This is a genomic window from Nocardia sp. NPDC059180 (assembly GCF_042754945.1).
GTDB lineage: Bacteria > Actinomycetota > Actinomycetes > Mycobacteriales > Mycobacteriaceae > Nocardia.
Genome location: NZ_JBHZBU010000006.1, coordinates 24997 through 36632 on the forward strand (window position 1 = coordinate 24997; position 11636 = coordinate 36632).

Genomic DNA, 11636 nt, shown 5'->3' on the forward strand with positions numbered 1-11636 from the left:
CGTGGCCCGCTATGAATCGCTGATCGCGACCCTCGGCAACACCCCGCTGGTCGGTTTGCGCACCCTGTCCCCGCAGTGGGAGGGCGAGCATCCGGTGCGGCTGTGGGCCAAGCTCGAGGACCGCAACCCCACCGGGTCGATCAAGGATCGCCCGGCGCTGCGCATGATCGAACAGGCCGAGACCGACGGTCTGCTGAGTCCCGGCTGCACGATTCTGGAGCCGACCAGCGGCAATACCGGCATCTCACTCGCCATGGCCGCCAAGCTCAAGGGCTACCAGCTGGTGTGTGTGATGCCGGAGAACACCTCGGTGGAGCGGCGGCAGCTGCTCACCATGTTCGGCGCGCGGATCATCGATTCACCGGCGGCGGGCGGCTCCAACCAGGCCGTCGCCATGGCCAAAAAGATCGCCGCCGAGAACCCCGACTGGGTGATGCTCTACCAGTACGGCAATCCGGCCAACGCGCTCGCGCACTACGAGACCACCGGTCCGGAGATCCTGGCCGATCTGCCCGAGATCACCCATTTCGTCGCAGGACTCGGCACCACCGGAACCCTGATGGGCGTGGGCCGTTTCCTGCGCGAGAAGGTGCCTGGCATCGAGATCGTCGCGGCCGAACCGCGCTACGGCGAGCTGGTGTACGGGCTGCGCAACATCGACGAGGGGTTCATCCCCGAGCTCTACGACGAGTCGGTGCTGACCACCCGTTTCTCGGTCGGACCCTACGACGCGGTGCGCCGCACCCGGGAGCTTGTGCTCGAAGAGGGCATCTTCGCAGGCATCTCCACCGGCGCCATCCTGCATGCCGCGCTCGGTGTCGCACGCAAGGCCGTCAAGGCCGGTACCAGGGCCGATATCGCGTTCGTGGTAGCCGACGGCGGCTGGAAGTACCTGTCCACCGGCGCCTACGACGGCACCCTGGAAGAGGCCGAGGAACGCCTCGACGGCCAGCTCTGGGCCTGAGGTCGCCGGTACCCTCGAAGGTGCATTCGGCGGCGGATAGCGCCGCCGACGACCGGCGTTGCCGGTGCCGGGCTCGTGCCCGGCACCGTGCGAGGAGGTGATGGCGGTGACCGGTGGAACCGGAATCGGGGCCTCGTTCGATCCCGAACGGATCGCGGCGTTGCGCGCGCAGCAGCCACTGCCACCCGTGCCGGGAGCCGCGCCGCCACAGCTGGGGAAGTCGCCGGGCGCACCGGGCGGCTTCACCGGAGCACGCGAGGTGTGGGCGCGAGCCGCAGCAGTTGTGCTCGGCTTCGTCGCCCTGCTCTATGTGATCGAAGGTTTCGACGCCGTGTCCAGCGTCGATCTGGATCAGGCCGGAATCGAGCCGCGTCAGCTCGACGGGCTCACTGGCATCCTCTACGCGCCGATGCTGCACGGCGGCTGGGCGCATCTGGTCGGCAACACCCTGCCGGTCCTGGTACTCGGGTTCCTCACCCTGGTCTCCGGTATCGGGCGCGGTCTGGCGGCGACGGCGATCATCTGGGTCGTCGCGGGCGTTGGCACCTGGCTCACCGGCGGGTCGGGCACCGTGCATCTCGGTGCGTCCGCGCTGGTCTTCGGTTGGTTGACCTTCATCATCCTGCGCGGCTGGTTCGGCAGGCATGTCGGCCAGATCGTCATCGGCCTGATCGTGCTCGCGGTCTACGGGTCGCTGCTGTGGGGAGTACTGCCGGGGCAGCCGGGCATCTCCTGGCAGGGGCATTTGTTCGGAGCCGTGGGCGGCGTGCTGGCTGCATGGATGCTTTCCGGTGACGAGCGCAAAAGTCGCGCGGCGCTTCCGGGCGCCGGTGCCGGTCCGGCCATCACGCCGGGCCGCAGCTGACCGTCCGGGTTGCGCGTCACAATGCGGCCTTTTTGTGATTCCCGCTCGAGCTCGGCGGAATCACTTGGTGAGTGCACCTTTTCAGCGCGGTGGGTGCGGCGCCGGTCTGCTGGGTACTCTCTGGTGATGAACGTCCACACCGTCGTGAGGCGCAGACCGGTGCTTGCAGGCATTTCCGGTCGCAGCGGTCTCGGCCCGGCTTTTTGGGGGATCGGCTCTTGAGCGAGAATTCGTCGTGGCAGCATGGTGGAATGCGCCTTACCGTCCTCGGGTGCTCGGGCAGTGTGTCCGGCCCGGACTCCCCAGCGTCGGGGTACCTGCTCACCGGCCCGGACATGTCGCCGGTCGTCATCGATTTCGGTCCAGGGGTGCTCGGCGCGTTACAGCGTTACGCCAACCCCGGCGACGTGTCGATCTTCCTCACCCACCTGCACGCCGACCACTGCCTGGATCTGCCGGGCCTGCTGGTGTGGCGGCGGTACCACCCGACGCCGCCGGTCGGCCGGGCCATCGTGCGCGGTCCTTCGGACACCTCGGTGCGCATCGGCAACGCCTCGGCCGAGGTCGGCGGTGAATGCGACGACTGGTCCGACGTGATCGACATGCGCCCGTGGACCGAGGGCGAGCCGATCGAGTTCGGCCCTGGCCACACCGTGACCGCGCGCCGGATGTTCCACCCGCCGGAGTCCTACGGCCTGCGCATCGTCACCGCGGCCGGGCGCACCTTCGTCTACACCGGCGACACCGCGATGTGCTCGCAGGTGCATGAGCTTGCGCAGGGCGCCGATGTGCTCATGGCGGAAGCGTCCTGGACCCACGATCCGGCCAATCGTCCTCCCGGTATTCATCTTTCGGGCACCGAGGCGGGGCGGATCGCTGCCGAAGCCGGTGTCGGCGAGCTGCTGCTCACCCACATTCCGCCGTGGACTTCGCGCGAAGATGTGATCGCCGAAGCCAAGGCTGAATTCACCGGTCCCGTGCACGCGGTCGCACCGGGGGAGTCCTTCGACCTCTGAGTCGGCGGGTACGTCGGCTCGATCCGATTCGTGTGGCCTGCGCCCGGTTGGGTGGTGCGGTCGGCACGCGCTGTGACCACTGAGTGAGACGCGCTCGAGGCCCCGCCGTATCCGGGCAGCCTGATCCCATTACGCTGGCCCTCGTGTCGAGACGAGCCGATGGCAGGGCGGACGATGAGCTCCGCGAGGTACGGATCACCCGTGGATTCACCACGCATCCAGCCGGTTCGGTGCTGGTGGAGTTCGGGCAGACGCGGGTGATGTGCACCGCAAGCGTCACCGAGGGCGTGCCGCCGTGGCGGCGTGACTCGGGGCTGGGCTGGCTCACCGCCGAATACGCGATGCTGCCCGCCGCCACCCACACCCGCAGCGGACGGGAATCGGTGAAGGGCCGGGTCGGCGGCCGGACCCAGGAGATCAGCCGCCTGATCGGGCGTTCGCTGCGCGCGTGCATCGACCTGGCCGCCATCGGTGAGAACACCATTGCCATCGACTGCGATGTGCTCCAAGCCGACGGCGGTACCCGCACCGCCGCGATCACCGGCGCCTACGTCGCGCTCTCCGACGCGGTCACCTATCTCGCCGCCGCGGGCAAGCTCGCCGACCCGCAGCCGATTTCCTGCGCCATCGCCGCGGTGAGCGTCGGCGTGGTCGACGGCCGGGTGCGCTTGGACTTGCCCTATGAGGAGGACTCGCGCGCCGAGGTCGACATGAACGTGGTCGCCACCGATACCGGCACGCTGGTCGAGGTGCAGGGCACCGGTGAGGGCGCCACCTTCCCGCGCTCTACTCTGGACAAGCTGCTCGATTCCGCGCTCGCCGGCTGTGACCAGCTGTTCGAGGTGCAGAAGGAAGCCCTCGCGCTGCCGTACCCGGGTGTGCTTCCCGAACCGGCCGAGCCGAAGAAGAAGTGATGACCCGCCGTGTGCTCGTCGCCAGCCGCAACGCCAAGAAGCTGAACGAGCTGCGGCGCATCCTGGCCGACGCCGGCGTGGCGGGGCTCGAGATCGTCGGCCTCGACGACGTCCCCGCCTACGACGAAGCGCCCGAAACCGGCGCGACGTTCGAGGAGAACGCACTGGCCAAGGCCCGCGACGGCGCCGCAGCCACCGGATTGGCCTGCGTCGCCGACGATTCCGGCCTAGAGGTCGACGCCCTCAACGGCATGCCCGGCGTTCTGTCGGCCCGCTGGTCCGGACGCCACGGCGACGACGCCGCCAACAACGCGCTGCTACTCGGCCAGCTCGGCGACGTCCCCGACGACCGCCGCGGCGCCCGCTTCGTCTCCACCTGCGCACTTGCGGTGCCGGGCGGGGTGGAAACCGTGGTGCGCGGCGAATGGCCGGGCACGATCGGGCGCAAGCCGATCGGCGCCGGTGGATTCGGTTACGACCCGCTGTTCGTGCCGGGGGGTGGGACGACGACCGCGGCGCAGCTGAGCCCTTCCGAGAAGGACGCCGTCTCGCACCGCGGGCGTGCATTGACCCAACTTCTGCCTGCACTCACGGCGCTGGTCGAGTGATCGAGCTGCTGCCCGCACTGATGGTCCTGGTCGACTGACCCAGCTGATCCCTGCTCCCGCCGCGCTGGTCGACTGACCTGATCGGTCGGGCCTCGCTGGCGCCGACCTGCTGCTGCGCCTACCGGCGCGGACGTGCGTCGCCGTGCGTCGAGGTACTCGATAGCGCGGGATGGTGCGGAGTCGCAGGCGTGGGCAGTGTGGCATCGTGCGTGGTCGGGCGACCGGTGGTGGTGCCCGGTACGTTCACCGGCGCGTGAGAGCGCCCACCTGCCCCTACGGTTCGTGTAGTAGACGGGTACCGTGGTATGCGTGTCCGCCCCCTCCGGCCCTTCGGCGCAGCATCGCCCTCGGCATAATCGGCCCGCGCTGATCGCGCTGGTGGTTGTGGCCGCGCTGGCGTGCCTGGCGTTGGGGTGGTGGCAGTGGGAGCGGTTCGAGTCCTCCAGCGGGACCGGCCAGAACTTGGGTTATGCCCTGCAATGGCCGTTGTTCGCGGCGTTCGCGGTGTTCGCGTACTTCCGGTTCGTTCGGTTGGAGAGCGAAGCCGAGGAGGAGCAGTCGGCTCCCGCACCGGCCGCGCAGCCTGCCAGGTCCAAGACCAAGAAGGCCGCGCCGCGTGAGATTCCGGCGGGCATCCTGCCCGAGCGGCCGACGGCGGCGCGGGGTAGCGATCCCGCGCTGGCCGAATACAACCAGTACCTGGCGCGTTTGCACGCCGACGATATCGGTGAACAGGTCCGCGCCGCGGGCCTCGACGCCCGCGACACCGAGAGGAGCGCCGGTTGACCGCCAGCGAGAACTCGACCGACACCACGCTGACCGACGACGGCGCCACCCCCGTCACCACCCGTAAGGCCCCCGCGAATACCACGAAGATCAAGAGCGCGCTGCTGCGCTACCGCGTGCTGGCCTGGACCACCGGTCTGTGGCTGCTGCTGCTCACCGCCGAGATGATCGCCCAGTACGGCTTCGACGTCGACACCCCGCGCTGGATCGCCGTTGTCCACGGCTGGGTGTACTTCCTCTACCTGATCCTCACCGCCGACCTGGCCGTCAAGATCCGCTGGCCCGCGGGCCGCACCATCGGCACCCTGCTCGCAGGCACCATCCCGCTGTTGTCGTTCTTCGTCGAACACCGCAACGCCCAGCAGGTCAAGCGCGACTTCGGCGTCTGACGGCTTTCTCCAAGACCCGCTCACCCGCCGCGGCCTACGCTCGAATGATCGAGCGATGGGAGTTGATGGCAATGACGGGCTATGTCGCCACGGCGGACATCGATATCGCTGCTTCGCCGAAACAGGTCTGGGCGGCGCTGACCGACCCGGAGCAGATCCGCCGGTTCATGTTCGGCGCCGACGTGCGCACCGACTGGAAGGTGGGCAGCCAGATCGTCTGGGAGGGCGAGTACCAGGGACGGCCCTATACGGACAAGGGCGAGATCCTTGCCGTCGAGCCCGACCGGTTACTGAAGATGACCCACTTCAGCGCGCTGTCCGGTCAGTCGGACGTGCCGGCGAACTACCACACCCTCACCTACGAGCTGACCGGCGACGCGAACTCGACCCACCTGTCACTGAGCCAGGACAACAACGCCAGTGAGCAGGAGGCCGAGCGTTCGCGCGGCATGTGGGAAGCGCACGTCAGCGGGATCAAGACGGCTGTTGAGGGCGGTTAGCGCGGCAACGAAGGGACCCCAGGCTCAGCAATAACTGGCCTGCGGTTTGCACACGGTCCAGCCGCTGCCGTCGGCGCGATCGCTCCTGGTCCAGGTGGAGGTGCCGCCACCGGTATCACTGCTGCGGGGGACTTCGGGTTGTCGTTGTTGTTGCCGGTATTCGCGGCGGGCATCGCGCTGGTCGGCGCGGCGGCGCGGGTCGGTTTCGCTGTGGTGGTAGCCGCGCGGGTCGATCTTGCGCCATCCGGTCTTGTTGTGATTACTGCCGGAGTCGCTGCGTTTGTGGGAGCTGTCGGCCCTGTTGGTTTCGGCCGCGGCGGGGCCTGCGGTGAGCATTGCGCCGGAGGCGATGAGGCCGAGCAGCAGCGTGATCACCGATACCCGCGGTCGCTTTCGCTGCCTGACCGATCGCGAATCGTCGCCTGTAGTGCCGGTTCTTGCGTGTGCTCGCGACCTGTTCTCTCGCGTCATGGCGCCATTGCCTCTCCGTTTTCGCCGGGCCGAGCCCGTACCTACTAACTCTCATAGTAGGTAAAGAGAAGGTAATGGTGCCATAAATTCTTCTTGAACTTGATGGAGTACGCGTCAAATGCCAAGGAAGTAAGCAGTATTGGACGCCAGTTGCGTCGATCACTATGGGTCGGCGGCTGCCAGTCGATCTGCGCCAGTAGCTTGCAGGAGTATCGAGTACGAGCTGCTACGAGCGGTGCCAGTAGATACCTGGAGAAGGTGGACGGCCGTCGGATGGAATCGACTACCTGGTCCGCGGTGCTTGCGGGGACCGGCCGGTGTAGATCGTCGGTACCACCGAACCGCTGCCATCTTCGAGCCCTTCGAGGCGGAGCGCTGCGGCTCAGGTGGATTCGGCTCCGGAGCGGCGGCCGCTCGAAATGGCCGGCCGCCGATCCGGTGCGTGGCGTGCGGGTTCGCTAGAACTTGTAGGTGATGCCGGTGAAGCGTTCGGATTCTTCCCACAGCCGCCGCTGGAGTTCGCGGTTCTTCGACAGCTTGGTCGAGGGGGAGGGTTCCACCGGGCCCTGGGATTGGAACAGGCGGGTGGGGCCCCAGTAGGTGTTGGGGTCGGCTTCGGGTTCGGTGGCGGCGAACAAGGTGGAGTGAGCTGCCTTGGCGGGCGGGTGGCCGATCAGGCGGACGAAGGGCTTGCTGATGCGGTCCAGCGGGGTTTCGGTGCGGGCGAACAGGTCGGTGGCCGACACGCCGGGGTGTACTCCGTAGGAGCGCTTCTTCGATCCGGCATCTTCCAGGCGGTGCTGGAGTTCGCGGGCGAACATCAGGTTGGCGAGCTTGGACTGCGCATACGCGAGATTGCGCTGGTAACGGCGGTTTTCGTAGTTCAGATCGTCGATCCAGAGCTTCGGGGTCTGCTTGTGCGCGATGCTGGCCAGCGACACCACCCGGTCGCGGATGCGATCGAGCAGTAGCCCGGTGAGCGCGAAGTGGCCCAGGTGGTTGACGCCGAACTGGGTTTCGTAGCCGTCCTTGGTGCGCGAGAACGGGACGTTCATCAAGCCGGCGTTGTTGATCAGCACATCGAATTCCCCGCAGTTGGCGGCGAATTCGCGCACCGACGCCAGATCGGCGAGGTCGAGCGGTGCGACCTTCACGTCACCGGCGATGCGGTCGGCGATCTCTTGGGCCTTGGCCGCGTTACGGCAGGCCATGACCACCGTCGCGCCCTTGCTCGCCAGCATCGTCGTGGTCTCGACACCGAGGCCGCCATTGGCTCCGGTGACGACGAAGGTGCGTCCGGTCTGATCGGATATCTGCTCAGGTTTCCACGCCATGCACCGACCTTACTCCTGAGTAAGTTCTCTGTGAAGAGTGTCTCGGACGCTGATCTGTCTGGAGCATCGGAGACCGGGGCGATATGGATCGCCACCCAGCGCGGCCGCCATGGCCGATGCCGGATGTGCCGCCACGGCAGGGGTGTGGTGACGACGGGCCCGGTCTCCGATGCCGGAAGCGAGCAAACCAGGTTCGCACCGGGTTCTACCTGCGGTGATAGGCAGATCGCACCGATCTTCACGTTTTCCCTGTGAGGCATCCAGGATTGGGCCACAATGGTTCCTCGGCAGGGGATGGCCATTCACAGGAGGGGATCACTATGCCCACATCGGGCAATACGGTGCCTCGGCGTCAACTGGGTCGACACCTGCGGGAGATGCGTCAGGCAGCGGGATTGAGCATCGCCGAAGCGGCGCGGCAGATCGGGCGCGGGGCCGGGACGGTGCAGCGGTTGGAGACCGGGCATCCGGGGAAGATTCATGTTCCGGACATTGTGGGGTTGTGCGAGCTGTATGACGAGGTCGGTCAGCAGGGGGCTTTGCTGGGGTTGGCTCAGGAGGCGGATAGTGAGTCGAGGAACGGCGGGTGGTGGCATGAGTACGGGGAGTTGATCCCGGCGAACTTTGCACCGTATGTGAGTTTGGAGTCGGTAGCTTCGAGCTTGACGGTGTTTCGACCCGACATGGTCAGCGGGTTGTTTCAAACTGTCGGGTACGCAAGGGCTTTGGATGCGGCTTACTTCTCGGACAGTGATGCCGATGAGCTGGATCGGCGTATTCGGATGCGAATAGGCCGACAGAAGACCATCACGCGCAAACGCAATCCCGTGCCGGCCAAGCTCATCTTAGAAGAGTCGGTACTGCACCGGGTAGTGGGCGGAAGGAAGGTGATGGCGGCACAATTGCGCTTCCTTGCCGATATGCCCCCGAATGTCCAGGTCAAGGTGTTGCCCTTCGCCAAGGGCTTCCCGCTCGGCACTTCAACAGGGCCGTTTACGGTTCTCGATTTCGAACGCCATGCTCACGAGCCGTCAACGGTGTTCGTCGAGTCTTCGTACACCGGCGACATGTACTACGACCGGCCCGCCTCCGTGGATCGCTATCGAAAAGCATTCCAGGCCATGTGGAATGTAGCGTTGGACCCGGTGGACACCAAGTGCCTACTGCGTACGAGAGCGAGGGAGTACGAGCGTGAACGTTGATCTATCCAAGGCCAAGTGGTTCAAGTCTCGCCGAAGCTCGGCTGGAAGCGACTGCGTCGAGGTCGCCCATCTCGATCGCGGGCTGGTCGGCGTCCGCGACTCGAAGAACCCCACCGGCCCCGCCCTCGTCTTCAACCCCTCGGAGTGGGACACCTTCCTGACCCGCACCCGCGCCGGAGGTTTCGACAACCACTGACCGAACTGTCGCGGCCGGGCGGGGCAGTTCGACCCATCGAAACGACCTGGTCCTCAGCCTGTTTCGGCTGAGGACGAGGTTCGTCTCATCGCCGCTCAGCCGCAGTGGCTCGGACCCGGCGCGTTCCATCTGACCGTCCGGCCGCTTTTGCTCGTTGCGGCGCCGCCCCAGCCGATGCACTTGCCGGGCGCATCCACCTTCACGGGGCCGGCGTAATACTCGAACCATCCAGCATCGATCTGCGGGGAGTTGGCTCCCCAGATGCCGAGGCCGACCCCGGTATCGGTCTTGACGCCGATATCGGCGGTCTTCCAGGTGACTGCGCAGTTCGTCCTGCCGTTGTAGAGCAGGTAGATGGTGGCGAGACCACCCAGGTTATGGCTGTCGATGACTTTGTAGCTACCGCCGCCACAGACCGAGGCCGGGGTCGCGGCGTTCGCGGGGGCGGCCATGGTCAGCGATCCGGTGAGGATCGCCGCGACGGCAAGGCCCAGCCTGGCTCCGTGTTTGATTACACGCATTGTTCATTGTTCTTTCTGAGGGGATCGGCCGATGGGGTGAGGGCTCAGCCGCAGTGGCTTGGGCTCGGCGCCTCCCAGTTGTGCCCCGTGTTGTCGGGCCTCGATGCGCTGCCGCCCCACGCGATGCATTTGCCGGGGGCATCCACCTTCACCGGACCGGCGTAGTACGCGTATGCATTCATGTCTACCTTGTAGCTGCTGGACTGCCCCCAGATTGCGACCATTGCCTTCGTGACGGTCTTGGTGCCGACGTTGGCGGTCTTCCAGGTGACGACGCAGTTCGTTCGGCCGTTGTAGAGCAGGTAGACGGTGGCGAGATTGCCCAAGCCGCGGGTGTCGATGACTTTGTAGCTGCCGCCGCCACAGACTGAGGCCGGAGTCGCGGCATTCGCGGGGGCGGCCATGGTCAGCGATCCGGCGAGAATTGCCGTGATGGCGAGGCCCAACCTGGCTACCTGCTTGAACATACGCATCGTTCAGTTTTCCTTCCGAAACACAATCGAGCGACCACCTCGCGGCGTCGGTGACCGTGTGCCGATAGGTGATCCGTCAAGATCCTGCACCGCGAGAGGGAGAGACTCTTCCCTGCTGTGGGAAACCGATCGACCTCCGAGGGTGGGGGTGGGGACGCCGCGCGGTGACGATCGCGGCGTCGACCTCCGCGGCTGGAGTGGGGTCGCCCCACGATGCGGTTGAACTCGAACAGCCCCGCCTGCCCTCGTAGCCTGAAACCCCAGGAGCCGGACGGAGGATTCCACGTGGCCGAGTCGACGTCGACCGAATCTGTGTCCGAGGTGATGGCCGAGCTGGCCGCCCTCGAGGACCCGAAAATGCGCGCGGTGAACGAGAAACACGGTGACGATCACGGCGTCAATCTCACCAAGCTGCGTGCGCTGGCCAAACGGTTGAAGACGCAGCAGGATCTCGCCCGCGAACTCTGGCGGACCGGCGACACCGCGGCGCGTCTACTGGCTCTGCTGATCTGTCGCCCGAAGGCCTTCGAGCCCGACGAGCTGGACGCCATGATGCGCGAAGCGCGAGCACCCAAGGTGCAGGACTGGCTCGTGAACTACGCGGTGAAGAAGAACCCGCACGCCGAAGAGCTACGGCTGACCTGGCTCGCCGATCCGGACCCGGTCGTCGCAAGCGCCGGCTGGGCCCTGACCGCCGACCGCGTAGTGAAGAAACCCGAGGGCCTCGACCTCCCAGGCCTGCTCGACGTCATCGAAGCGCAGATGAAAGCGGCCCCCGACCGCCTCCAGTGGGCAATGAACACCTGCCTCGCCGACATCGGCATCGAACACCCAGACCACCGCCCCCGCGCCCTGGACATCGGCGAGCGCCTCGAAGTCCTGAAGGACTACCCGACCTCCCCGGGCTGCACGTCACCCTTCGCACCCATCTGGATCACCGAGATCGTGCGCCGACAGCAGGAGAAGTAGGCAGCCCCCCGCCGCCGGGCCTATCTCGATCCGCCCCAGGCTCGCAGCGAACTCGACGGCGCTGTACAACGGTGAACTGGTCGACAACGGCGACGGCCCCGAAGTCGCATGCGAACATGTCGAGACCCGCCCGCAATCGCCGGTCGCGCTGCCCCGCTTCGTGTCCGGCGCCGTGCTGAACCGGCCGGGAAACGTCTGCCCAAGGCAAGCTCGCCACTGCCGACGGGGTCAGCCGCGCTGCCCTGCTTCGTGTCCGGCGCCGTGCTGAACCGGCCGGGGAACGTCTGCCGAACGCAAGCTCGCGACCGCCGACGGGGTCAGCCGCGCTGCCCCGCTTCGTGTCCGGCGCCGTGCTGAACCGGCCGGGGAACGTCTGCCGAACGCAAGCTCGCGACCGCCGACGGGGTCAGCCGCGCTGCCCCGCTTCG

General features: G+C 66.8%; 15 protein-coding genes. 11 read left to right on the top strand and 4 right to left on the bottom strand.

Translation table 11 applies throughout. The annotated features are described in order from the left end of the window. The first annotated feature begins 1 nt into the window (after position 1). The 8 genes from ACFXNW_RS19430 to ACFXNW_RS19465 all read left to right on the top strand — a co-directional run bounded on the left by ACFXNW_RS19430 (position 2) and on the right by ACFXNW_RS19465 (position 6042). Positions 2–964: a PLP-dependent cysteine synthase family protein gene (locus tag ACFXNW_RS19430; RefSeq protein WP_379419113.1), complete on the top strand. Its 963-nt coding sequence runs from the start codon at positions 2–4 to the stop codon at positions 962–964. Positions 965–1064: 100 nt separating this feature from the next. Next, the gene (locus ACFXNW_RS19435; protein WP_379419114.1) at positions 1065–1829 is read left to right on the top strand and encodes a rhomboid family intramembrane serine protease; all 765 of its coding nucleotides are present in this window, start codon (positions 1065–1067) and stop codon (positions 1827–1829) included. Between the two features lie 251 nt (positions 1830–2080). Continuing rightward, the gene (locus ACFXNW_RS19440; protein WP_379419115.1) at positions 2081–2845 is read left to right on the top strand and encodes a cyclic nucleotide-degrading phosphodiesterase; all 765 of its coding nucleotides are present in this window, start codon (positions 2081–2083) and stop codon (positions 2843–2845) included. Positions 2846–2988: 143 nt separating this feature from the next. Beyond that, a complete protein-coding gene (rph, locus tag ACFXNW_RS19445) occupies positions 2989–3759 on the top strand; it encodes a ribonuclease PH (protein WP_379419116.1) in 771 nt (256 codons plus the stop codon). After that, on the top strand, positions 3759–4367 hold the full coding sequence (rdgB, locus tag ACFXNW_RS19450; RefSeq protein ID WP_379419117.1) for an RdgB/HAM1 family non-canonical purine NTP pyrophosphatase: 609 nt from the start codon (positions 3759–3761) through the stop codon (positions 4365–4367). Before rph ends, rdgB begins: the two co-directional genes overlap by 1 nt. A 309-nt stretch (positions 4368–4676) precedes the next feature. Next, positions 4677–5153 (top strand): transcriptional regulator, encoded by a 477-nt coding sequence (locus tag ACFXNW_RS19455; protein ID WP_379419118.1) that lies wholly within the window; start codon positions 4677–4679, stop codon positions 5151–5153. Between the two features lie 29 nt (positions 5154–5182). Then, a complete protein-coding gene (locus ACFXNW_RS19460; protein WP_379419453.1) occupies positions 5183–5542 on the top strand; it encodes a DUF3817 domain-containing protein in 360 nt (119 codons plus the stop codon). A 44-nt stretch (positions 5543–5586) separates the two neighbouring features. Next, positions 5587–6042: an SRPBCC domain-containing protein gene (locus ACFXNW_RS19465; RefSeq protein ID WP_379419119.1), complete on the top strand. Its 456-nt coding sequence runs from the start codon at positions 5587–5589 to the stop codon at positions 6040–6042. 24 nt (positions 6043–6066) lie between these two features. Here ACFXNW_RS19465 and ACFXNW_RS19470 read toward each other — a convergent pair whose 3' ends face one another. Together ACFXNW_RS19470 and ACFXNW_RS19475 are read right to left on the bottom strand one after the other, a co-directional pair. Next, positions 6067–6417 carry a hypothetical protein gene (locus ACFXNW_RS19470; protein WP_379419120.1) on the bottom strand — a complete coding sequence of 117 codons (351 nt, stop codon included), beginning with the start codon at positions 6415–6417 and terminating at the stop codon, positions 6067–6069. A gap of 554 nt (positions 6418–6971) precedes the next feature. Beyond that, the gene (locus tag ACFXNW_RS19475; RefSeq protein WP_379419121.1) at positions 6972–7847 is read right to left on the bottom strand and encodes an oxidoreductase; all 876 of its coding nucleotides are present in this window, start codon (positions 7845–7847) and stop codon (positions 6972–6974) included. 320 nt (positions 7848–8167) lie between these two features. Between ACFXNW_RS19475 and ACFXNW_RS19480 the strand changes: the two genes are divergently transcribed. Both ACFXNW_RS19480 and ACFXNW_RS19485 read left to right on the top strand, forming a co-directional pair. Next, positions 8168–9049: a helix-turn-helix domain-containing protein gene (locus ACFXNW_RS19480; RefSeq protein WP_379419122.1), complete on the top strand. Its 882-nt coding sequence runs from the start codon at positions 8168–8170 to the stop codon at positions 9047–9049. Beyond that, entirely contained in the window at positions 9039–9245 is a 207-nt protein-coding gene (locus ACFXNW_RS19485; RefSeq protein ID WP_379419123.1) for a DUF397 domain-containing protein, read from the top strand. Before ACFXNW_RS19480 ends, ACFXNW_RS19485 begins: the two co-directional genes overlap by 11 nt. Before the next feature lie 95 nt (positions 9246–9340). On the opposite strand, the gene ACFXNW_RS19490 is transcribed toward ACFXNW_RS19485, so the two are convergent. Then, positions 9341–9766, bottom strand: coding sequence for a hypothetical protein (locus tag ACFXNW_RS19490; RefSeq protein WP_379419124.1), 426 nt, complete (start codon positions 9764–9766; stop codon positions 9341–9343). 44 nt (positions 9767–9810) lie between these two features. Next, on the bottom strand, positions 9811–10239 hold the full coding sequence (locus ACFXNW_RS19495; RefSeq protein ID WP_379419125.1) for a hypothetical protein: 429 nt from the start codon (positions 10237–10239) through the stop codon (positions 9811–9813). A gap of 285 nt (positions 10240–10524) precedes the next feature. On the opposite strand from ACFXNW_RS19495, the gene ACFXNW_RS19500 reads away from it, so the two are divergent. Continuing rightward, complete coding sequence (locus ACFXNW_RS19500; RefSeq protein WP_379419126.1) at positions 10525–11208, top strand: DNA alkylation repair protein; 684 nt, start codon at positions 10525–10527, stop codon at positions 11206–11208. Positions 11209–11636 lie beyond the last annotated feature (428 nt).

Coding starts and splice junctions, on each gene's coding strand:
- ACFXNW_RS19490 (WP_379419124.1), bottom strand. CDS start 9,766: ATGCGTGTAATCAAACACGGAGCCAGGCTGGGCCTTGCCGTCGCGGCG.
- ACFXNW_RS19435 (WP_379419114.1), top strand. CDS start 1,065: ATGGCGGTGACCGGTGGAACCGGAATCGGGGCCTCGTTCGATCCCGAA.
- ACFXNW_RS19465 (WP_379419119.1), top strand. CDS start 5,587: ATGATCGAGCGATGGGAGTTGATGGCAATGACGGGCTATGTCGCCACG.
- ACFXNW_RS19475 (WP_379419121.1), bottom strand. CDS start 7,847: ATGGCGTGGAAACCTGAGCAGATATCCGATCAGACCGGACGCACCTTC.
- ACFXNW_RS19440 (WP_379419115.1), top strand. CDS start 2,081: ATGCGCCTTACCGTCCTCGGGTGCTCGGGCAGTGTGTCCGGCCCGGAC.
- ACFXNW_RS19495 (WP_379419125.1), bottom strand. CDS start 10,239: ATGCGTATGTTCAAGCAGGTAGCCAGGTTGGGCCTCGCCATCACGGCA.
- rdgB (WP_379419117.1), top strand. CDS start 3,759: ATGACCCGCCGTGTGCTCGTCGCCAGCCGCAACGCCAAGAAGCTGAAC.
- ACFXNW_RS19480 (WP_379419122.1), top strand. CDS start 8,168: ATGCCCACATCGGGCAATACGGTGCCTCGGCGTCAACTGGGTCGACAC.